Origin of the sequence: Kibdelosporangium banguiense (assembly GCF_017876405.1) — a bacterium.
GTDB classification, from domain to species: domain Bacteria; phylum Actinomycetota; class Actinomycetes; order Mycobacteriales; family Pseudonocardiaceae; genus Kibdelosporangium; species Kibdelosporangium banguiense.
This window is the reverse complement of sequence record NZ_JAGINW010000001.1, coordinates 2638663-2659741: the sequence shown is the minus strand read 5'-3', so window position 1 is coordinate 2659741 and position 21079 is coordinate 2638663. Positions and strand designations below refer to the sequence as shown.

General features: G+C 66.8%; 24 protein-coding genes and 1 pseudogene. 11 read left to right on the top strand and 14 right to left on the bottom strand.

Annotated features, from left to right (window positions below; all coding sequences use genetic code 11):
- Positions 1-16: 16 nt before the first annotated feature.
- Together JOF56_RS12760 and JOF56_RS12755 are read left to right on the top strand one after the other, a co-directional pair.
- Complete coding sequence (locus JOF56_RS12760; protein WP_209637485.1) at positions 17-850, top strand: hypothetical protein; 834 nt, start codon at positions 17-19, stop codon at positions 848-850.
- Positions 850-1470 carry a class F sortase gene (locus JOF56_RS12755; RefSeq protein WP_209637483.1) on the top strand — a complete coding sequence of 207 codons (621 nt, stop codon included), beginning with the start codon at positions 850-852 and terminating at the stop codon, positions 1468-1470. The genes JOF56_RS12760 and JOF56_RS12755 overlap by 1 nt, the downstream gene beginning before the upstream one ends.
- Positions 1471-1602: 132 nt before the next feature.
- On the opposite strand, the gene JOF56_RS12750 is transcribed toward JOF56_RS12755, so the two are convergent.
- The 3 genes from JOF56_RS12750 to JOF56_RS12740 all read right to left on the bottom strand — a co-directional run bounded on the left by JOF56_RS12750 (position 1603) and on the right by JOF56_RS12740 (position 3000).
- Positions 1603-2160, bottom strand: coding sequence for a hypothetical protein (locus tag JOF56_RS12750; protein WP_209637481.1), 558 nt, complete (start codon positions 2158-2160; stop codon positions 1603-1605).
- A 130-nt stretch (positions 2161-2290) separates the two neighbouring features.
- Positions 2291-2494: a hypothetical protein gene (locus JOF56_RS12745; RefSeq protein ID WP_209637479.1), complete on the bottom strand. Its 204-nt coding sequence runs from the start codon at positions 2492-2494 to the stop codon at positions 2291-2293.
- Between the two features lie 185 nt (positions 2495-2679).
- Positions 2680-3000 (bottom strand): hypothetical protein, encoded by a 321-nt coding sequence (locus tag JOF56_RS12740; protein ID WP_209637476.1) that lies wholly within the window; start codon positions 2998-3000, stop codon positions 2680-2682.
- A gap of 65 nt (positions 3001-3065) precedes the next feature.
- Between JOF56_RS12740 and JOF56_RS12735 the strand changes: the two are divergent.
- Positions 3066-3398 (top strand): annotated as a pseudogene (locus tag JOF56_RS12735) (tRNA-dihydrouridine synthase); the annotation flags it as partial.
- A gap of 30 nt (positions 3399-3428) precedes the next feature.
- Here the strand turns inward: JOF56_RS12735 and JOF56_RS12730 are convergent.
- Positions 3429-3980 (bottom strand): hypothetical protein, encoded by a 552-nt coding sequence (locus tag JOF56_RS12730; RefSeq protein WP_209637474.1) that lies wholly within the window; start codon positions 3978-3980, stop codon positions 3429-3431.
- 132 nt (positions 3981-4112) lie between these two features.
- Between JOF56_RS12730 and dusB the strand changes: the two genes are divergently transcribed.
- The 3 genes from dusB to JOF56_RS12715 all read left to right on the top strand — a co-directional run bounded on the left by dusB (position 4113) and on the right by JOF56_RS12715 (position 6725).
- Positions 4113-5246, top strand: a complete 1134-nt coding sequence (gene dusB, locus JOF56_RS12725) for a tRNA dihydrouridine synthase DusB (RefSeq protein WP_209637473.1) — start codon at positions 4113-4115, stop codon at positions 5244-5246.
- Positions 5247-5254: 8 nt separating this feature from the next.
- Positions 5255-5701, top strand: coding sequence for a hypothetical protein (locus tag JOF56_RS12720; protein ID WP_209637471.1), 447 nt, complete (start codon positions 5255-5257; stop codon positions 5699-5701).
- A gap of 157 nt (positions 5702-5858) precedes the next feature.
- On the top strand, positions 5859-6725 hold the full coding sequence (locus JOF56_RS12715) for a GGDEF domain-containing protein (protein WP_307855070.1): 867 nt from the start codon (positions 5859-5861) through the stop codon (positions 6723-6725).
- Positions 6726-7266: 541 nt separating this feature from the next.
- On the opposite strand, the gene JOF56_RS12710 is transcribed toward JOF56_RS12715, so the two are convergent.
- Positions 7267-7545, bottom strand: coding sequence for a hypothetical protein (locus JOF56_RS12710; RefSeq protein ID WP_209637467.1), 279 nt, complete (start codon positions 7543-7545; stop codon positions 7267-7269).
- 412 nt (positions 7546-7957) lie between these two features.
- Between JOF56_RS12710 and JOF56_RS12705 the strand changes: the two genes are divergently transcribed.
- A complete protein-coding gene (locus tag JOF56_RS12705) occupies positions 7958-9817 on the top strand; it encodes an LCP family protein (protein ID WP_209637465.1) in 1860 nt (619 codons plus the stop codon).
- Positions 9818-9896: 79 nt separating this feature from the next.
- A complete protein-coding gene (gene phoU, locus JOF56_RS12700; protein ID WP_209637463.1) occupies positions 9897-10559 on the top strand; it encodes a phosphate signaling complex protein PhoU in 663 nt (220 codons plus the stop codon).
- Here phoU and JOF56_RS12695 read toward each other — a convergent pair.
- The 9 genes from JOF56_RS12695 to JOF56_RS12655 form a co-directional block, all read right to left on the bottom strand.
- Positions 10556-11311 carry an ESX secretion-associated protein EspG gene (locus JOF56_RS12695; RefSeq protein ID WP_209637461.1) on the bottom strand — a complete coding sequence of 252 codons (756 nt, stop codon included), beginning with the start codon at positions 11309-11311 and terminating at the stop codon, positions 10556-10558. The genes phoU and JOF56_RS12695 overlap by 4 nt on opposite strands.
- Positions 11308-12336, bottom strand: a complete 1029-nt coding sequence (locus JOF56_RS12690; RefSeq protein ID WP_209637459.1) for a PPE domain-containing protein — start codon at positions 12334-12336, stop codon at positions 11308-11310. The genes JOF56_RS12695 and JOF56_RS12690 overlap by 4 nt, the downstream gene beginning before the upstream one ends.
- A gap of 22 nt (positions 12337-12358) precedes the next feature.
- Entirely contained in the window at positions 12359-12769 is a 411-nt protein-coding gene (locus JOF56_RS12685) for a hypothetical protein (RefSeq protein ID WP_209637457.1), read from the bottom strand.
- A 272-nt stretch (positions 12770-13041) separates the two neighbouring features.
- Positions 13042-13818 (bottom strand): phosphate ABC transporter ATP-binding protein PstB, encoded by a 777-nt coding sequence (gene pstB / locus JOF56_RS12680; protein WP_209637455.1) that lies wholly within the window; start codon positions 13816-13818, stop codon positions 13042-13044.
- A 7-nt stretch (positions 13819-13825) separates the two neighbouring features.
- Positions 13826-14734, bottom strand: a complete 909-nt coding sequence (gene pstA / locus JOF56_RS12675) for a phosphate ABC transporter permease PstA (protein ID WP_209637453.1) — start codon at positions 14732-14734, stop codon at positions 13826-13828.
- Positions 14731-15816 (bottom strand): phosphate ABC transporter permease subunit PstC, encoded by a 1086-nt coding sequence (gene pstC, locus JOF56_RS12670; RefSeq protein ID WP_209637451.1) that lies wholly within the window; start codon positions 15814-15816, stop codon positions 14731-14733. The genes pstA and pstC overlap by 4 nt, the downstream gene beginning before the upstream one ends.
- A gap of 26 nt (positions 15817-15842) precedes the next feature.
- Entirely contained in the window at positions 15843-16967 is a 1125-nt protein-coding gene (gene pstS / locus JOF56_RS12665) for a phosphate ABC transporter substrate-binding protein PstS (protein WP_209637449.1), read from the bottom strand.
- Between the two features lie 197 nt (positions 16968-17164).
- The gene (gene mshD / locus JOF56_RS12660) at positions 17165-18010 is read right to left on the bottom strand and encodes a mycothiol synthase (RefSeq protein ID WP_307855069.1); all 846 of its coding nucleotides are present in this window, start codon (positions 18008-18010) and stop codon (positions 17165-17167) included.
- A gap of 4 nt (positions 18011-18014) precedes the next feature.
- Positions 18015-18740: a winged helix-turn-helix transcriptional regulator gene (locus JOF56_RS12655; RefSeq protein ID WP_307855068.1), complete on the bottom strand. Its 726-nt coding sequence runs from the start codon at positions 18738-18740 to the stop codon at positions 18015-18017.
- A 135-nt stretch (positions 18741-18875) separates the two neighbouring features.
- Here JOF56_RS12655 and JOF56_RS12650 point away from each other — a divergent pair, with 135 nt between their 5' ends.
- Genes JOF56_RS12650 through JOF56_RS12640 form a run of 3 tightly spaced genes read left to right on the top strand, consistent with a single transcriptional unit; the run spans position 18876 to position 20919 of the window.
- Positions 18876-19598, top strand: coding sequence for an alpha/beta hydrolase family protein (locus JOF56_RS12650; protein ID WP_245378248.1), 723 nt, complete (start codon positions 18876-18878; stop codon positions 19596-19598).
- Entirely contained in the window at positions 19595-20512 is a 918-nt protein-coding gene (locus JOF56_RS12645) for an LmeA family phospholipid-binding protein (RefSeq protein ID WP_209637447.1), read from the top strand. The genes JOF56_RS12650 and JOF56_RS12645 overlap by 4 nt, the downstream gene beginning before the upstream one ends.
- Complete coding sequence (locus JOF56_RS12640) at positions 20509-20919, top strand: TlpA family protein disulfide reductase (RefSeq protein ID WP_209637445.1); 411 nt, start codon at positions 20509-20511, stop codon at positions 20917-20919. Before JOF56_RS12645 ends, JOF56_RS12640 begins: the two co-directional genes overlap by 4 nt.
- The last annotated feature ends 160 nt before the right edge of the window (positions 20920-21079 follow it).

Here is a 21079-nt window from a genome sequence, read left to right as displayed (position 1 = left end):
TTCAGGGGAGAAAGTCTTGAAGAGATCCTTGGGCGTACTGTCGCGCGCCGTGCTCGTCAGCGTTTCCGCCGCTGTGCTGGTGGCGCCGGCCGCGTTGGCCGCCACCCCGCCCGGCGCACCCGCCGCCGAGCAGCAGCAGAACAAAGAGACCCTGCAGGAGCGGCTGGACGCGTTCATCAAGCGCGCCGACCAGCTCGAGAAGGACGCGGCCGAAGCCACGACCGCCGTGGCGAAGGCCAAGACCCAGGATGAGGCCAAGAAGGCCAAGCAAGCCGCGGTGAAGGTGAAGTCCGAGGCAGCGACGATGCGGCAGGACATGCAGGCGTTCCTCGACGACAAGAGCCTGGAGTGGACCACCGACCTCCGGGTCAAGGCGGCGCAGACCCTGTCCCGCTCGGACCGCGCGGCCGAGAGCGCCGAGAAGGCGATCGCGGCGGCCGACAAGAAGATCAAGGACCTGGAGCCCGCCCCGGCGCCCGCCAAGGGCGAGATCGCGGTCGAGCCGAGCAGCGCTGCCCGTGGCAGCCTCGTCGTGATCGTCGTGTTCTGCCCGGAGGGCAAGGTTTCCGGGTTCGCGTCGGAGGCCATCGACCTGGTGTCCGGCTCCCGGTACGACGAGGACAACGTCAGCGCGATGGGTGGCTTCGTGAAGAAGGACGCGACTGTGGGCCAGCACACGGCCACAGCCACCTGCGGCACCGACAAGCTGACCGCCACCTTCACCGTGACCCCTGACGCCCCGGTCCAGGCCAAGCCGCCGACAGCAGATGACGTGCGGCGCAAGACCGTTCTGAAGCCGAAGGGCAAGATCGAGACCGGTGGCGGCGCCACCGCCCAGTTCTCGATCTGATGTCGCTCAAGTCCTGGGGCGGCCGCGGCCTGGTCGCGGCCACTCTGACCCTGGTCCTGGCCGCCTGTGGCACCAGCCCGGCCGACACCGCGACCAGCGCGCCGCCGCCGGTGACCACGCAGTCGGAGTCCACTGTGGCCACCCCGGCCGAGGCGTCCGCGAAGGACGGCAGGCCGATTCCGACAAACGTGCGCATCCCCAAGATCAGCGCCGAATCAACCCTGGTAGCAGTCGGCCTCAACAAGGCCAGGGCCATCGAAGTGCCGTCGGTCGACCAGCCGATGCAGGCCGCCTGGTACAAGCACAGCCAGGTGCCAGGCGACCCCGGCCCCTCGATCCTGCTTGGGCACGTCGACGGAAACCAGAAGCCAGGCATCTTCTACAAGCTGCACGAACTGAAGGCCGGCGACGAGATCTTCGTCAAACGCGCCGACGGCCAAGACCTCCGCTTCGTGGCCACCCGCACCCAGCAGGTCCCCAAAGAGCAGCTCCCCGAAGAAGCGATCTTCGGCACCACAACCGAATCCGAACTCAGACTGATCACCTGTGGCGGCGCCTTCGACAAAGCCGCCCACAGCTACAAGGACAACATCATCGTCTACGCCAAACTCGCCGCGTAGCACCAAACCTCGGGCCGGGCCACCCACGGGTGCCCGGCCCGAATTGTCCGGCGTGCGAAAGGTGGCGGCTGGCACCGGCCACGGGTTTGTGCCCGCGGTCGACGACGAACGGCTCCACTGGAAAGCCGCTGGCTAGCTTTCCTGATGGATGGCCTGGGCATGCAGTCGGTAGGCAAGCGGTGCCACCGTCGCCCGGTCGGCGATCTCAGTGAACCTGATGGGCCTGCCCTTGCCCCGGTGATGGCGGATCAGGCAGACGTTGCGCACCTTGCCGAACAGCCCGGCTCGGACCTGCATCGTGAGTCCCGGACCCGCCCCCTCTATCCGGGACACGTCCCGCCAGTTCACCACCCGGACCACACGTCCGGAGGCCGCTGTGGCGATATAGCCCTGCGGGTACAGATAGAAAGCACGCCGGTTCACCGAACCGATCGCCTGGCGGGCAAGGAGAACACCCAACGCGGCCAGCACGGCGACGGCCGGCAACGCAACCGCCCATCGTGCTCCCGCCGAAGGCCCTCCGATCATGACCGCGAGCATGATCACGGGGTACACGATCAGCATGAACGCCCAGCCGCCATAGACGATCGCGTACACCCGACCGTTGGGGTGGAGGAACTTGGCTGTCAACGGGCCGAATCCGGCCTTCTCCGCACCGGCCTGGACCCGAAGCGGCACATCCGTGGTCATGGTGCGAACGGTAGGCCGAAGCCCGGCAAACCGTGACCGGAGATTTCCCCTTGACCGCGCACCAGCCGACACCTCCGATCAGCCTGCCGGCAAGACCACACCTCATCTTCGCCGGAGAGGGCAACAACGATCAGACGGTGATCAGCGGTATCTGTACACCAGCGGCGTCCGCGAGTTTCCCAAGGTCACCGGGATCCGAGGTCAGTACCGCGCCGCCGTGGCTGATCGCGGCAATGACAACGGCTGCGTCGACAACGTCGGCCGTTCCAGCCAACGCGAGCAAGCGGCCGACTGCTTCCGCGACATCCTCGGTGAACGGGACGGGTCGGCACATCCGGCGGAGCATCGAGACCGGGGCCTGCCTTGGACTCGCCCGCCATACCTGTGCGAGTACGACTGTTGGCAGCAGCGCAGGTGTTCCCGCATCAAGAGCATCACGGCATGCCCCATAGACGCGTCCCCTGGGATTGCCTTCGACGTGGATCAGCGCACCGGCATCCAAGATCAGACCACGAGCACTCAACCGGCTCGCCTTTCGTTCGGCAATCCCAGAAGCCGGGCCAGAGCATCCGCACGCGCCGAAGCCTCCTCCGGCGACTCGGGCGAGCCGGCACCCACTTCCGCGAGCTGGGCACGAATCTGTGCCAGCTCAGCGGGATCCGGCTCACCGAACCTGGCCGCGTACTCCTGTGCGGCGGCCTGAGCCTCGGCAAGATCCGCAGCAGCTTCAGCGGCTTGCGCCAGCCACGCCGACAACGGCACACCTGCCCGGTCAGCTGCTCGCCGAGCTCGCGCCGCGACGATGTCCGGAAGGGACACGCTCAACTTCTCCACCGCCATGACCCGATGATAGCTCGTCCGGTACTACCAAGGTAGCACCACGACTGCAACCATTAGCCGTGGGCATGACTGCTGGAACTCCGTCGTTGAAAATTGGCCCTTACGAGGTCGATCCTGCTGTTGTGCTCGCCCCCATGGCGGGCATCACAAACGTGGCGTTCCGGCAGCTGTGCCGGGAATTCGGCAGCCCCACCTCCCTGTATGTCTGCGAGATGATCACGGCGCGGGCAATCGTCGAACGTGACGAGAAGACCATGCACATGATCACGTTCGGGCCCGGCGAACACCCGCGGTCGTTGCAGCTCTACGGCGTGGACCCGGCGACGATCGCTGAGGCCACCAAGATCATTGTCGGGGAGGACAAGGCCGACCACATCGACATGAACTTCGGATGCCCGAAGTCAACACGATGATAATGTCCGCGCTCTTCAGCGTGCCGATCGACTGGCCTCGGCGTGCAGTTTGCAGATGAGTGGTCCCAGTACTTCCCGGCCGACGGGCTCGGTGAACTTGATGGGCCGGGGTTGGTCGAAGGCGTGGTGGATCTTGTAACTGACGCGCGGTTCGAGGCCAACGATGGCGATCCGGAATTGGAACGTGAATCGGTCGATCCTCCCCACGTCCTCCCATTTCACCGCCCGGCCCACACGCCCGGAGGGCGCCACGACAAGATAGCCCTGCGGATACAGGTAGAAGGCATGCCGGGTCACGCAGCCGACCGCACGAACGGCGAGAAAAACACCCAGCGCGATCGCTACCGCGTTCAACGGCAGGATCACCCCCCACTGTGGCGTCGTGCCTTCGTCCGCCAACCGTCCGGTGATCGCGAGCAACACAGCGGACAGGGGAAGTATGGCCAGCAGGGCCACCCACGCCCAATAGGCAGATGCGTTGACCGCTCGGTTGGGATGTGGGCATCTGGCCACCAATGGGCCGAACCCCGCGGCGTTGACACTGGCTTCGACCCGCGGCCGAACCATGGCGCGCTCCCAACAAAGTCGGCACAACGGACCGATGCGAACGGTAGGCCGAAGACCGGGTAACCGTGACCGGAAATTTCCCCTGACCGCACGTCGGGCGACACCTCCGGCCAGCCGGTTAGCCTTGATGTCGTGACTGCCGGAACCCCGTCGTTGAAAATTGGCCCTTACGAGGTCGATCCTGCTGTTGTGCTCGCCCCCATGGCGGGCATCACAAACGTGGCGTTCCGGCAGCTGTGCCGGGAATTCGGCAGCCCCACCTCCCTGTATGTCTGCGAGATGATCACGGCGCGGGCAATCGTCGAACGTGACGAGAAGACCATGCACATGATCACGTTCGGGCCCGGCGAACACCCGCGGTCGTTGCAGCTCTACGGCGTGGACCCGGCGACGATCGCTGAGGCCACCAAGATCATTGTCGGGGAGGACAAGGCCGACCACATCGACATGAACTTCGGGTGCCCGGTGCCGAAGGTCACCAAGAAGGGGGGCGGCGCCGCTCTTCCTTACAAACGCCGCCTTTTCGGGGACATTGTCAAGGCCGCGGTCGAGGCTGCCGGGGATGTGCCTGTGACAGTCAAGTTCCGGGTCGGGATCGATGATGAGCACCTGACTTATCTGGATGCCGGGCGGATCGCCGAAGCTGAAGGGGCACAAGCGGTTGCGTTGCATGCGCGGACTGCTGCCCAGCGGTATTCCGGTACGGCCGACTGGTCGAGGATCGCGCGGCTCAAGGAGGCCGTCACCACTATTCCCGTACTGGGCAACGGGGATATCTTCAGCGCGGGCGACGCGATCAGGATGATCGACGAGACCGGGTGCGACGGTGTTGTCGTCGGCCGGGGATGTCTTGGGCGGCCTTGGCTTTTCGCCGAACTGCAGGCCGCTTTCCGGGGCGAGCCGATTCCGGACGGCCCGAATCTGGGCCGGGTCGGCGAGATCCTGCACCGGCACGCCCTGCTGCTGGAGGCCCATCTCGGCCAGGACAAGGGCATCCGCGACCTTCGCAAGCACATGGCCTGGTACCTCAAGGGTTTCCCGGTCGGCTCCGAGCTGCGCCAGAAGTTCGCGCTTGTGGACACCGTCGGCCAGATCGAGGACCTGGTCGCCCAGCTCGACCACGATGCCCCCTTCCCTGCCGACGCTGAGGGCCCGCGCGGCCGTCAGGGGTCGCCGGGCAAGGTCACGCTGCCTGAGGGCTGGCTCGACGATCCGGATGACCGGTCCGTCCCGATCGGCGCCGATGTCATGCACTCCGGGGGATAACGCCGGCCATGCGTGCTGTCCTGGCGGTGGTCGCGCTGGCGGCGGGCTGCGCGACCGCCTGTTCAACCACAGTCGCAGGCAGCCCGGTCCCGGCCCATTTCGGCGATGAGGCGCTGATCGCCCGATATTTCAGCGAGTTCGGCAAATCGGCCGAAGAGGGCGCCGCCGCCCAACGGGATTTCCTTCGCAAGACGCAACATCCGGACTACACCGACCGGCTGTGCGATCTGCAAGGTGCCATCATCACGGTCGATCCGACCATGGCAACACTTCGCCAGGACCCGGACTGGTCGCCCGAAGCCGGCCGCAAACCGCGCGGCAGCGTGTATGTGGTGGCTGTCTCATTAACGATCACGAAGGACGGCAAGGTGCTCGGCGACCAGATCGGTTCCGAGCGTGTTGTCGTGCTCGATGGCGCTGTTTACGGCTTCATGCCGTGCTTCCGGGAGAACTGACCCGGCTGCGAGACGTGTCACACACCTTCACCGGGTTGGAGCAACCGTTCGTCAACCGTTCGTCAACCAGTCGAGGGAAATCTGCATACACCTGCCCTCAGTGTCTCAAGGCGAGCCGCCATCCGGTCGACAGAGGTACATGAGGGAGGTGAAGGCGGTGACCGGACTCGGACGCGGTATCGCCGAGCCTGAGCCCGTGTCAGACCCGCCGGAGTGGGCCGCGCACGAGGACACAGGCGGAGTGAACACGCCTGATGGCACAAGCCTTGTGCAGCTGCACGAGTCGATCGCCACGCTGCTCGCCTCCCGTGGCCAGTGGCGGCAGGCCTATCAGCACCTTCGTTCCGCCCTTGAACTCGTGCACGCGGACAAGACCGAGACCCCGCGCATCCCCGAGCAACTACGCCGCGAAGTCGACCGGTTGCGCCGTGAACACGCGGAGGCTCGCGAGCAGAGCATCCGCGACAGCCTGACGGCCAGTTACAACCGTCGCTACTTGGACCAGCGTCTGGTCACGTTGCTCAACGAGCGGCGGGACAAGCCCGGCGGGCTGGCGATCGCGCTCGTCGACCTGGACTGGTTCAAACAAGTCAATGACACGTTCGGGCACTTGATCGGCGACCGTGTGTTGCAGCGCGTCGTCGAGCTGTTGCAGGACGGCCTGCCCGGGGACGCGTTCTGCGCACGGTACGGCGGCGAGGAGTTCGCGCTGGTCCTGCCCGGTGTGGACGGCCCGGCCGCGGTCGCGATGGCGGAGGCCGCCCGGATCAAGATCGAGAACCACCCGTGGGCCAAGATCATGATCGGCCTGCGGGTAACAGTCAGTATCGGCATCACCCACGAGCCGTCACCGGGCCTGGTCGCCGGGCCGGAACGGCAGCTGCGCCAAGCCGACGGCTTGCTCTACACCGCGAAACAGTCCGGCCGAAATGCTGTCGCATATCGGGTCGGCGGACGGACATTTCTGGCGGGGCCGGCGGCCGGCCGCCGGGCTGTGACGGAGTCGAGGGCACTGGCTCACTAAGGCGTCTTCAGTCCCCCGTTTGGCCTAGCTGCCTGCGCGATTCTGCGTACCGAACGTGAGCAATAGTCCTCGGCCTGTCGTCAGAAGTGGACGCCGCCCGTACTATCGCTGGGCAACGACCACTGTCGGTCTGCAACACTGGGAACTCCCGGCGCTTCTGGACAAGCGGGACCGTGTTGATATCGTGACGTGACTGAGATTGGAGGGAGACCTGGTGCCCGAAGACGATCGCCCGTACGGCACCGGTGCTCGCCGCAGTCGTCACTCGACCGAGGATGCGTCACCCGACCAGCAGCCTCGCCGTCGCAGACGGTCAATGGAAGACTCGGGTGGCGTCAGCGTTTCGGACCTGGTCAAGCGGCATGCTTCCCGCACTGACCTCCCGATTCCCCAGGTCACCGGGGTAGCCCAGGCGCCGCAGACACCGCAGCGAGCTCCGCAGCGGGCCGCACGCGAGGCGGAACCGGTACAGCCCCCGCAGCCGCCCCGACGGGCCGCCGCACCCCGCAGGCAGGCCCAGCCGCCCAGGCAGGAGCAGCTTTCACAGCAGTTGCCGCGCCCGGAGCAGCACTCGCAGCAACTGCTTCGCCCTGAGCCCCAGCGGCCGGAACCACAGCGGCCAGAGCCGCCACGGGCCGAGCAGCCGCCGCGCACCAGGCCTGCGGCCAACGGCCGTCGTGCCGCCCAGCCGGCACGCGAGGCTCCCCAGCGTGAAGCTGTCCAGCGAGAGGTTCAGCAGCGGGAGACGCCGCCGCGCGAGGCTCCGCCAAGGGATGCCACGGGGCAGCGCCCAATGCCCACGAAGGGGCAAAACGGCCAAAAGCCCGCACCGAGGCCGATTGCGCAAGCATCCGGTACATACCAGGTGCCGCCTTCTCCGCGTGGTCACACGTCGGGCCCGCGCCCGATGCCGGCCCCGGGTCAGCAGAGCTCCGCGGCACTGCCCATACCGCAGAACTCAGGCGTTCTGCCGCGGCCGCAACAGCGTCCGCCGGCCCCTCAGCCGTCCCAGCAGATGCCCGTGCCGAACGCCGGCCAACGGCAAGGGCCGCCCGCCCCAGCCGTCCGCCCAGATGCCGCAGCCGTCGGCGCAATTGCCCCAGCCGTCGGCTCAGCTGCCAGTGCCGCCTGTTGCAGAGCGCAACCCGGATCGGAACCCGAGTATTCCCCCGGCGCTCAAGCGCCCCGCTCCGCCTGCGCCGCCACGGCGCGACGACATGGACCCGGTCAGCATGACCACGGAGATGGAAGCCATCTCCGAAGGAGTGCAGCAGATCCGCCGTGTCGACGCCACCCTCGCGCGGTTCTCCGCCGTCCACGACGAGCTCGCCGAAGAGGAACGACTAAAGAAGGAAAAGCGCGAGCGCTTGATGCCGTGGCTAAAAGGCGAGGGGGAGGGCGACGCAGAGCCTGACGTCCTCCCGCTAGACCAGGCAGGCAATCTCGACCAGGAACTGGCCGAGCTCCCGACTGTGCACGTCGAGCCCCCGGAACCAGTGGAAGTACTGGAACCGCCGGAGCCACGACGCGAGCCCGCAGCGGCCGCCGCCGGAGGTGGCGGGACGCGCAAGCCACCGCCCAACCGCAGGCTGCTGCTGACCGGCCGGATCACCGCGGCCAGCATCGCCGTCGTCCTGCTCGTGGCCACCGGCTTCGTCTGGGGCACGAAGCAATGGGTGGACGACCAGTTCAGAGAGGTCGAGTCGCTCGACCAGAACTCGGCCGACATCAAGGACGGCGCCGCGCAGCTCGGCGACGAGAACTTCCTGATGGTCGGTTCGGACACCCGGGAAGGCGCGGCAGCCGAGGACGGCGTCGGCACTGCCGGGGGCGTACCCGGCGCCCGCGCGGACACGATCATGATCGCGCACATTCCGAAGGACCGGAAACGCGCTGTCATGGTGTCCTTTCCGCGTGACTTAGAGGTGCAGATCCCCGACTGCGACAAGTACGACTCGGTCACCAACAAGTACCCGGGCGGCAAGGTCACCCCGGCCAAGAACCAGAAACTCAACAAGGTCTTCCAGGTCGGTGGCCCGAAGTGCGTCACCAGGGTGATCCAGAACCTGACCGGGTTGAGCATCAACCACTTCGTGGGCATCGACTTCAACGGCTTCAAGGGAATGGTCAACGCCGTCGACGGCGTCGAGGTGTGTGTCGAGCGTCCGATGTACGACACCGAGCTGAAAACCTGGATCGTCGAGAAGCCCGGCCAGAAGGTCGTACTCAAGGACGACGAGGCGCTGAACTTCGTGCGCGCCAGGCACGTCCGGGACAGCCCGACCTCCAAAGAGGGCGACAAGACCTCCGACTACGGCCGGATCCAGCGCCAGCAGCGCTTCCTGTCGTCGTTGTTGCGCAAGGCCATGTCCGGCCAGGTGCTGCTGGATGTCAACAAGCTGACCAACTTCGTCGGCGAGTTCACCAAGTCCACGTTCGGTGAGGGCATCGACACCGACCAGCTGATGACGCTGGGCCGGTCGCTGCAGAACGTCAGCGCGGGCAAGGTCACCTTCATCACGGTGCCCACGGTCGGCCTGCCGAACGAGCGCGGCAACGAGGTTCTGCGCGTCAAGGACAACCAGAATCTGTTCAACGCGATCATCAAGGAACTGCCGCTGCCGGGTGAGCAGGCGGATGGCAGCCCGCAGGCCCAGGCCGGCGGCAAGCCGCCGGAGTCGTTGCAGACGCAGCAGGGCCAGCTGGTCGACCCGAAGACGGTCAAGGTCCAGGTGATCAACAGTGGCGCCAAGGACGGCGAGGCCCGCAAGGCCGGGACCGGTCTGCGCAATCAGGGTTTCCAGGTCATGCAGACCATCGACGGCCCGGCAGTGCCGGCCACGGTGGTCAAGTACGGCACCGATCTGAATGCCGCGTTCACCGCCGCCGCCTCGGTTCCAGGTGCGAAGCTCGAACAAGACCCGGCACTCGGTGGCGCCGTGCAGATTCTGCTCGGCCCGAACTACGCCGGAAAGATCACCGCGCCCAACCCGAGCGGCCCCGGTACGCCGACCACACCACCCCCGGCTGACAACCCGCAACTGCCCAAGGACTTGTCGACAGTCAACGCCGGGGATGTCAGCTGCGCCTAGGCCTAGTTGTTGACTGTGGTTCACTGACGGTTCACTTGGCGATTCGGTAAGAACAGATGCCTGGCCGTAGGCTTGCGGCATGCGTGAGGCCTACCGTGACCAGCTCGGTCAACTCGCAAATCAGCTGGCCGACATGTGCTCCATGGTCGGCGACGCGATGGCGCTTGCCACTCGTGCCCTACTGGAAACCGATCTGGCGCTCGCCGAGCAGGTGATCGGGGACGACGCCAAGATCGACGACGCCCGGGCGACCTCGGAAGAAGAGGCATACGCCCTGCTCGCGTTGCAGGCCCCGGTCGCGACCGACCTGCGTACCGTGCTCGCCGTCATCCACGCCGCGGAAAGTCTCGAGCGGATGGGTGACCTGGCGTTGCACGTGGCCAAGGCGGCCCGCCGTCGTCACCCGAACCCGGTGCTGCCGGATTCAGTCCAGCCGTACTTTGCCGAGATGGGCAAGGTCGCGGTCAAACTGGCCGGCCAGGCCGAGCAGGTGATCCGGACTCAGGACGTCGCGCTGGCCCGTGCGCTGGACGACGCCGACGACGAGATGGACGACCTGCACCAGCACCTGTTCACCGTGCTGATGGACCGCGACTGGCCACATGGTGTGGCCGCGGCCGTCGACGTGACGTTGCTGGGCCGCTTCTACGAGCGGTTCGCCGACCACGCCGTGTCGGTCGCGAACCGGGTCGTCTTCGTGGTGACCGGCAAGATGCCGGGTTACAGCACCGACGAGCTCTAATCCAGCACGGAGGCCATCAGGTCTTCGAGCTGTTGAACCAGGCGAATGGTGTCGGCGGGAGCGAACGTCCCGCCGCCCTCGCCTGGGTGTGCCTGCGCCATGTAGCGCCCTTCTTCGGTGTCCAGCCAGCTCAAACCTGGTGCCCGGGTCTCCCGGCCTGCACTGTCCATTGCGGACACGACGAAGTATCCGGCCCCAGTCCGAGGCTTGCGCAACATCTCTTGCGCGGCAGCCATTTGTGACTGCGACGGGGTACGCGGGGGCCGGACCTGACGGCTGAAGCCCTCGGGTTTCTCCGCCGTGGCAACGGGTGCGGTCGTGATCGTGACCGACTGGCCGTGCCCGGGCCGCAACCTGGGCAGCAGGCTGACCGCGGTCCTGGCCAGGGATTCCGGCCGGACGAACTCGAACCGGAACATCTGGCCTTCCTGGGTGACCAGCAGACCACGGTCGTTGCCCGCGGAAACCCTTGCGTACAAACCACTTTCGTCGTCGAGCGTGCCCATCACGGCGATCGCCACGCGGTAGCGGGCCATCAGCCGCAGACCCTCGGCCACGGCCGGGTCCAGCTTTTCGTTGCGCACCAGCCGTCGCCGGCCCAGATCGGCGAACACGGCCTGCGCGATGCGCACCCGGTCCTCGGCGAAGTCCCCGATCCCGGGCAGCTGGAACGGATAACGGCGGCAGTCCACTCCCAGGCCTTCGGACAGGATGTCGACCGCGGCCAGGGACAGCGTGAATGTGTCGGTCATCCGCCGATCACCGGCGGTGCCGTGCGCTGGGAGCCGAAGTCGCCTTCGACCATGTAGTCCGCGGCCGCGGCCCCGCCTGGCACAGCTGGTTCGATCGTGCGCTCGGTATTGCCGTTCATCAGCGGCGCCGCGGCGAAACCACCTGCGAACGGCACAGCAGCTGCTGCTTGTGGTGGCGTATCGGCCGATGCGGGCGTGCTTTCCGAGGTCTTTGACGTCACCGACATCGGCGCGGTGCCGGATGCCGACTGCGGGGACGTGCTGCCTGCGGGTGCGTCGGTCGATGAGCGTGGCATTGGCGGCACATTCGTGCGCACATTCTCGCTGCCTGCCATGGCGGGTGGCGGCGAGAAGGCGGGCATGGTGCCGGATTCCGCGAGCGCCGCGTCGTAGGCCGTGACCACCTCGGCTGCCCTGCGCTGCGCGGCCTGCTGGGCTGCATAGGCCTTCATGTGCTCGGCGTACCGGGAGATCAGCTGGACCGGGTCGGTGATCTGACGCAGTTCGGCGTTGGCCGCGTCCACGTCGAAGGCGACCGGCTCAGGCATCGCGTTCTTGGCCGCCGCAAGCGCCTCAGACTGCTTGGCGGCCTGGTCGCCGGCCAGTTTGGCGCCACGGCCGGCGTCGCCGATCCAACGCCCCACGTCGGCCATGAACTGCCGCGCGGCTTCACCGGCGTCGCCCTGCCACTCGGCCCGGCTGGTGTTGATCGCACCGGTCACGTCGTCCTGGAACTGGGTCAGCCGCGAGCCTGCCTGCTGCCAGTTCGAGGCGATGGTGCCGACCTGGGCGGGATCCACGCCTTCGGTGACCATCGCCTTGAGACTCGGGTGGTCGACGTTCTCGTACAACACACCGACGGGCATCGGCGCCTGCCGCGTGCCGTCGCAGGTCGTCTGGTGCTGGGCGGCACGCACATGGGCGGCGATCCTGGCGAGCAGGCCGGACACGCCCAGCTCAGCCGGGCCGGTGGACCCCACGGTGCCCAGGTCGTCGATGCGGACGCCATCGGCCTCGTTCGGCATGGCCACCTCTCCTTGCCTGTGCTTATCGGCGGTACGTGCCCGCAACCGCGTGCTCGGTCCGGCGGTAGTTGGCCATCGCCTGGTGGACGCCTGTCTCGGCGTCGGCGAGCACGTCACGCAGCCGCGCGAGCTGGGGGATGAAGCCCTGCTCGTCGGACGCGATCTCCTGCAGGAAGGGCGCCATCACCTTGGCGCCGTAGCTGCCGCCGAGCATCGGTTTCTGCTCGAGCGTGCCGGTGTCGTGGCCCTCCAGCCAGTCCTGCAGCATCCGGATCACCTTGATCAGGCTCTCACCACCGGATTCACTGATCGCGAACTGGCCGGACGCCGCGCTTTCCTTGAAGTTCTTCATGTTCTCGAGCATCTGGTCCATGGCGTTGCGCGCGGGATCATTCCAAGCCGCCGGAACGGTTGACTTGTCGTCGAGGTACATGAGGACCCCTCGGGTTAGCGCCGGATCTGACCGCACGGTATCAACCGAACACCCAGCGTGTCCCTAGCGAAGTGCGGGTTCCACCCACTTGGTCCTTACCTGAAAGCGGTCCGTGACCATCTATTTCGGCAAACTCCGTCAAACACCCCATAGATAGTGATCCAGAACACACAATGCCCCTGATGAGTAAAGATCACTCACCAGGGGCATTCGGTCTAAATGATCACGCAATTCGGAGTAGCGGGCTCGCGCGTCCGGAATCGGAGTTTCGGTCAGCCGAAGCGGCCGGAAATGTAATCTTCCGTCGCCTTTTCGCTGGGGTTGGAGAAGATCTTCTCAGTGTCGTCGATCTCGATCAGCTGGCCGGGCTGACCGACGCCGAGCAGGTTGAAGAAGGCCGTCTGGTCGCTCACCCGGGCAGCCTGCTGCATGTTGTGGGTGACGATGACGATCGTGTAGTCCTTCTTCAACTCCGTGATCAGGTCCTCGATGGCCAGAGTGGAGATCGGGTCCAGCGCGGAGCACGGTTCGTCCATCAGCAGGACGTCCGGCTGGACGGCGATCGCCCGGGCGATGCAGAGACGCTGCTGCTGACCACCGGAGAGGCCACCGCCGGGCTTGCCCAGGCGGTCCTTGACCTCGGCCCAGAGGTTCGCGCCACGCAGGGCGCGCTCGGCCACCTCGTCGAGCTTCTTCTTGTCGCGCACGCCCGCGAGCTTCAGGCCGGCCACCACGTTGTCGCGGATGGACATCGTGGGGAACGGGTTGGGCCGCTGGAACACCATGCCGATGGTGCGCCGGACCGACACCGGGTCCACGGTGGAGCCGTAGATGTCCTCGCCGTCCAGCAGCACCTCGCCCTCGGCGCGGGCGCCGGGGATCACTTCGTGCATCCGGTTGAGCGAACGCAGCACTGTGGACTTGCCGCAACCGGACGGCCCGATGAAGGCGGTCACGTTGCGCGGCGGCACGGACAGCGTCACCTGGTTCACCGCGTGGAACTTGCCGTAGTACAGGTTCAGGTCTTTGACGTCTATGCGCTTGGCCATGGCCGCCTCACTTGGTCTTCACTGATGTCAGCCGCGAGATCACGGTCGCCAGCAGGTTGATCACGGTGATGATCAGGATCAGGGTCACCGCCGCGCCCCACACCCTGGCCTCGCCGATTTCGTTGGTGGTCAGCCGCTCGGAGTTCATGAACAACGGCAGCGACGCCATGTTCCCGCCGAACGGGTCGTAGTTGATGTACTGCGTGTAGCCCACCAGGATCAGCACCGGCGCGGTCTCACCCATCACGCGGGCGATCGCCAGCATGACGCCGGTGATGATGCCCGACAGCGCGGTCGGCACGACGATTTTCACGATCGTCTTCCACTTGGGAATGCCCAGCGCGTAGGAAGCCTCGCGCAGTTCGTCCGGAACGATCTTCAGCAGTTCCTCTGTGGTCCGCACGACCACGGGGATCATCAGCAGTACCAAGGCGAGCGACACCGCGAAGGCGCTGCGTGGCAGGCCCAACGTGGTGACCCACAGGGCGTAGATGAACAGCGCGGCGACGATCGACGGAACACCGGAGAGGATGTCCACAGTGAACGTGATCCACTTGGCCAGCCGCGAGTTGCGGCCGTACTCGACCAGGTAGATCGCCACCATGATGGCGATCGGCACGGCGATGACCGCGCAGATCACCGCCTGGACCAGGGTGCCGTAGATGGCGTGGTAAGCACCACCGCCGGACTGCCGTCCGGTCAGGCCGGCCAGCGACTTCTGCCACCAGTCGGCGTTCAGGACATGGGTGAGGCCCTTCTCCAGAACCGTCCACAGCAGCCAGATCAGCGGCGCCACGGCGACGACGAAGGCACCACTGACCAGGATCGTGGCCGCCCGGTTCTTGGCCTTGCGGCCGGCGCTGATCTCCTGGAACGCGGGCGCCGCGGCGGGGCGTTCGAGATCCGTGGTCGTCACTCGTACTCCTTCTTGCCGACGATGAACGACCTCGCGATCGCGTTGACGACGAAGGTCAGCAGGAACAGCACGAGACCGGCGGCGATGTACGCACCGGCGCTGCGCGGGTCGTTGAACTCCGCCGCCGCGCGGGCGATCTTCGACGCGATCGTGTCGCCACCGTCGAACAGGCTCCAGCCGAAGTTCCGGGACGTGGTCGCGAGGATGATCATCACGGCGATCGTCTCGCCGAGGGCACGGCCGAGACCCAGCATCGACGCGCTGATGTAGCCGGCCTTGCCGAACGGCAGCACGGTCGTCCGCACGACCTCCCACCGCGTGGCGCCAAGGGCGAGCGCACCCTCGATCTGCATCGTCGGCGTCCGCTCGAACACCTCACGGCTGATCGCGGTGATGATCGGCAGCAGCATCACGGCGAGCACGATGCCCGCGGTGAAGATCGTCTGACCGATGCTGCGATCGACGTTCCCGGTGTCGAACAGGAAGAACCAGCCGAAGACACTGTTCAGCCAGCCGGTGATCGGATCGAGCGCGGGCGCGAGCACGACCGCGCCCCAGAGGCCGTAGATGATCGACGGTACGGCGGCGAGCAGGTCCACGATGTACGCGAACGGCCGGGCGAGTCTGCGTGGCGCGTACTGCGTCAGGAACAACGCGATGCCCAGCGAAATGGGCATCGCGATGGCCAGCGCGAAGATCGAGCTGAACACCGTGACCAGCAACAGATCCAGCACACCGAACGAGAGGTTGTTCGGATCGCCGGCCACCCACTGGCGGCTGAACAGGAAGTTCGCCTTGTTGTCCACAAGCGACGGAATCGCCTGGGCAAGCAGGAACGCCCCGATCGCGACGATCATGACAACGATCAGGACGCCGGAGCCCTTGGCCAGACCGCTGAAGATGCGGTCGCCTGGCCGGGTCACGATTTTGTTCGGCTGGCCCTCCGAAGGCGGAGGGTCTTTGGGTCGAGGTTCCACCGAGATCGGTGCCTCCGCTGATGTCTCGGTCGCCGAACCGCCCCGCCGGTCACCGGCGGAGCCGGTGGCGACGGGGCGCGGAGACCTCTTCCGGATCTCACTCATGGCGAAGTGTGCCAGCCCTTACCTGGTCAGGCGATAGCCTTGATGGCGGTCAGCAGCTTGTTCTGGAACTCCTGGGGAAGCGGCACGTAACCGGCGTCGGCCAGGCCCGACTGGGCGTCGGTCGCGGCGACGGTCAGGAACGCCTTGACCGCCTTGGCGGTGTCCGCGTCGTAGCCCTTGGAGCACACGATCTCGTACGTGGCGAGCACGAGCGGGTAGGCACCTGCGGCCTTGCTGGCGTACAGCGCCTTCAGGTCCAGAACCAGGTTGTTGCCCTCGCCCTTGACCTTGGCTTCCTTGATCGCGGCCGCCGCGCTCTGCGCGGTCAGCTCGACGGCGCCGGCACCGCTGTCGATCTTGGCCATGTTCAGCTTCTTGTCCTGCGCGAAGGACCACTCGACGTAACCGATGGTGCCGTCGGCGGCACCGATCGCCTCGGCCACACCCGGCGAGCCCTGCGCACCCTGGCCGACACCGCCGGCGAACTTCTTGCCCGCGCCCTTGGTCCAGGCGCTCGGCGCGGCCGCACCCAGATACTGCTGGAAGTTGTCGGTCGTGCCCGACTCGTCACCGCGGTAGATCACGACGATCGGCTTGGCAGGCAGGGCCTTGCCGCCGTTGGCCGCGGTGATCGCGGCGTCGTCCCACGTCTTGACCGCGCCGGAGAAGATCTTGGCCAGCACTTCGGGGGTCAGCGTGACGCTGGTCGCACCGTCGAGCTTGTAGGACACCGCGACCGGGCCGAACACCAGCGGCAGGTTCCAGGCCGGGTTGCCCTGGCAGCGCGTCTTGGCCGCGTCGGTCTCGGCGCCGTCCTTCAGTGCCGAGTCCGAGCCGCCGATGTCGGCGATGCCGCCGTTGAACTGCTTGACGCCGTTGCCGGATCCGGACGGTGTGTAGGCGAGCTGCTGGCCGGAGCACTTCTGGCCGTACTGCTGGATGAACAGCTCCATCGCGCCCTTCTGGGCGCTGGATCCCTCGGAGACGAGGCTCTTCTTGCCACCGCACTCCACCTGTGCGGTGCCGGTCGCCGCCGGCGCTCCGGAGCTGCCCCCACTCTGCGGGGTGTTCGAGTCGGAGCCGCACGCGGTGAGCGCGAGCGCGCCGGCCGCGATGAGGCCGATCACGGCACCGTGCCGCTTGATCTTCACCTGGATCCTCCACTTAAGCCGTTTGGCGACGAGCTCGCCGCTCGCACGGGACGCTAAGCAGCCCGGCCGAACGTCTGGCCCTGTAGAGGTGAACGGCAAGTGAACAAGGCACCCATTGTGAGCAGGGCTACCCCATTGGAACGGGCCCGTGACCTTGCCGCGACCTGGGCGTTCGCACTCAGTGATTGAACGTGCGACTACCGTGCGTACTGAACACCTACATCCAGCAAACGGAAGCCGAGCTTCGTGTAAACGGCGATTGCCGCCGCGTTGTCGCTTTCCACGTAGAGCATCACCTTGGGCAGGCCGAGTCCGCGCAGGTGACGCAGCCCGGCGAGGGTCAGGGCCTTGCCGAGACCGCCGCCCTGGGAGTCCGGGTCGATGCCGACGACGTAGACCTCGCCGGTCGAATCCGGGTGCACTTTCGTCCAGTGAAAGCCGAGGACCTTGTCGCCGGAGTCCACCGCGAGAAAGAAGCCGGCCGGGTCGAACCAGGCTTCCTGCTCGGTGTTCCGGACGTCCTCGACCGTGAGCCCGCCTTGTTCCGGGTGCCACGAGAAGGCACGCGCGTTCACCGCGACCATGGCTTCCTCGTCCTGCCCCGGCACGAACGTCCGCAACCGGACACCGTCAGGCAGCCGGGGCTCAGCAAACTCGTCGGCCCCGAAGTCCATCCCCATCCGATGCAGCGCACGAACCCGCTCGAAGCCGAACCGCGAGGCCAGCCGTGCCGCCCCGGGATGATCGAGATGCGACCAGATCCGCAACGGCGTGGCGCGCTCCGCAACGGCCTCCACCAGCCGGGCGCCGATGCCCTGGCGGCGGAAACCCGGGTGCACGACCAGCTCGGCGACCTTGTTGCCCAACTGGTCGCCGGCCGTGTCGAGATGTGCGTAGCCGACCGTGCCGCCGTCGCGGAGGGCGAGCAGGTGCTCGCCGCCGCCGGGCAGGTCCATGCCGGCCTCGTCCGACGCCAGGAGCCCACGCACCTGGGCAGCTTCCAGCTCCGACAGTTCTGTTCGCCAGACGAGTTGTTCGGTCACACCTTTACTGAACCACGTCCAGGCTCATTGATTCCGCCACTGGCGCAGGGGCGGCTCCTTTGGGCGGCTGGACGAACTTGTAGCCGACGTTGCGCACGGTGCCGATCATCTGCTCGTGCTCGATGCCGAGCTTGGCGCGCAGCCGCCGGACGTGTACGTCCACCGTGCGGGTGCCGCCGAAGAAGTCGTAACCCCAGACCTCCTGCAGCAGCTGGGCACGGGTGAAGACCCGGCCTGCGTGCTGGGCGAGGTACTTGAGCAGCTCGAACTCCTTGTAGGTGAGGTCGAGCGGACGGCCGCGCAGCCGCGCCATGTAGGTGGCCTCGTCGATCACGAGCTCACCGAGCCGGATCGCGCCGTCGGCACCGGACACACCGGCCGGGCCGCGTGAGGTCAGCAGCCGCAGGCGGGCGTCCACCTCGGCCGGGCCCGCGGTGGGCAGCAGGATCTCGTCGATCCGCCAGTCCGAGGTCACGGCCACCAGGCCGCCCTCGCTGACGATCGCGATCACGGGGCCGGAGTCGCCGCCGCTGGCCAGCAGCCGGCACAGGCTCTTCGCGCCGGCCAGATCGACGCGGGCGTCGACCAGCACGGCATCCCTCGAACCGGCCTCGAGCAGGGCAGTCACCTCGGGCGGCTGCGTCCGCACAGCGTGCGGGAGCAACATCAACGAGGGAAGTACGGAACCCGGCTCTGGGTCCGCGGTCAGCAGGAGAAGATCCAAACTCACGCGCCACACCGCCTCTCAGGGAACTAACGCGGTTGTTCGAGCAGAATAAACGTCGTGGCCGAGAAATCCCCTGTTCGTAACACGCGGTTCACACACGTGGGGCAAGTCACCGCTGATGGAGTAGCGTTAAGTGGTTTGTACGCACCATGCGAAACACCGTCTGACCTGGCGATCGTCCTCGCGCACGGGTTCACCGGCAGTGTCGAGCGGCCCGGTTTCCGGCGCATCGCCGAGCGCCTGGCCAGGACAAACGCAATCGTTGCGCTCAGTTTCCGTGGCCACGGAAACTCTTGCGGCCGCAGCACGGTCGGACCGCAAGAAGTTCTCGACCTGGACGCGGGTGTCCGATTGGCGAAAGAACTCGGATTCCCCCGGGTCGCGGTGGTCGGTTTTTCGATGGGTGCCGCAGTTTCGCTGTTATACGCGTCTCACAATCGCGTCGAAGCGATCGTTTCGGTGAGCTCACCGTCACGTTGGTACGTCCGTCAGACCCCGGCCATGCGCAGGCTGCACTGGCTGATCGAAGCGCCACACGGCCGCCTGCTGGCGCCTATCCTGGGTGTGCGGCTGGGCCGGCCGTGGGCGCAGCTCCCGGTCAGCCCGATCGAGGTGGTCAACCGGATCGCACCGACCCCGCTGCTGATCGTGCACGGCGACCGGGATCATTACTTCCCGGCCGAACACGGCACGGCCCTGTATCGCGCGGCCGGCGCGGGTACCCGGCTGTGGCTGGAGCCGGGCATGGGGCATGCCGAGTCGGGCGTCACACCGGGTCTGGTAGACCGGATCGCGACCTGGCTCAACCAGATGTGCCGCGACACGTCTGACCAAGAAACATCGACACAGGTGGTGGCATGACGACAGTGCCGAACGCAACGGCGAACTCCGGCCGGACGAAGCGGTCCGGCAAGCCCAAGCGGTCGAAGACGCGTCCGATCGTCATCACCGTGGTGATCCTGCTCGCGCTGCTGGTCGGCGCCGACTTCGGGGCCGCGGCGGTGGCCGAGTACCAGGTCTCCAAGCGGGCCAAGGCCGCCTTCAAGCTCTCCGACGACCCCGCGGTGACCGTGCGTGGCTTCCCGTTCCTGACCCAGGCGATCGGCGGCGACTACGACCACATCACCGTGGACGCGAAGGGTGTGCCGATCAAGGACATCCTCAAGGACGTCGAGGTGCACGCCGACCTGCGCGGCGTCCAGGCGCCGCTGTCGGACCTGCTGGCCGGCAAGACGGACTCGATCCAGGTCGACGAGATCGAGGGCCAGCTGCGGGTCAAGGAGGCGGACTTCAACCGGGCGCTGCAGTCCAACGCGCTGCGGGTGCGTACCAGCGACATCACGAACGTGACGATCGCGCCGGCCAGCGAGAAGCGCGTGATGGAGCCGCCGGGCACCGAGTCGGGCGACGGCATCGACGACAAGGCCGACCAGGAAGCACTCAAGCAGGAGACCGAGGACCAGACCGCGGGTGTCCGGGTCGGTGCCACCGTCGACTTCGCCGGCGTGCAGACCGACCTCGTCGTGTACGGGATCGTCAGCCTGGACAACGCCAAGATCCAGGTCACGCCCAAGCGGATCGAGCTGGGCAACTCGCTGGGCAGCAACCTGCTCGCGCCCAACCTGCAGTCGCAGTTGCTGAAGCTGTTCACGGTGAACCTCGACCCGGGCACCCTGCCGGTGGCGATCACGCCGACGGCCGTGCAGGTCGATCCGGGGTCCCTGTCCCTGAAGGGCAAGGCGACCAACGTCAAGCTCAGCGGAGCCGTGGGATGACAGGCGTCTGGGTGCTGATCGGCACGCTCGCGTTGGCGAGCGTGTTCGGTCTCGCCTGGCGCAGCTCCCGTGGCCGCGTGCGGACCGCGAAAAGCTCTTCACTACCTTCTGAGCTGCAGAAACTCGTCGATCCGGGCAGCGCGGTGACGCTGCTGCAGATCTCCACCACGTTCTGCGCGCCGTGTCGGCACACCCGGATCCTGCTGGCCGATCTGGCCGGCCGGACCGAGGGCCTGCAACACGTGGACTTCGACGTGACCGACCACCCCGAGGTCGCCCAGTCGCTCGGGGTGCTGTCCACGCCGACCACGCTGGCCGTGGACGCTCAGGGCGTGGAGCTGATGCGGGTGGGTGGCGTGCCCAAGCGCGACACGCTGCTCGACGCGCTCCGCCCGCACCTGCCCTGAACGGGTGGTTCAACCCGCTTCCGGAGGACACCTGGCCGCGATCCGCGGCCGGATTCCGATCACGGTGTGCCGTTCTCCCGCTCGCGGATCCACCGTGGAGGGATCGCACGGCCGATGCCGGGCGACTGTCGGTGACGCGGGCCGTCGCGCACGCCCTGAC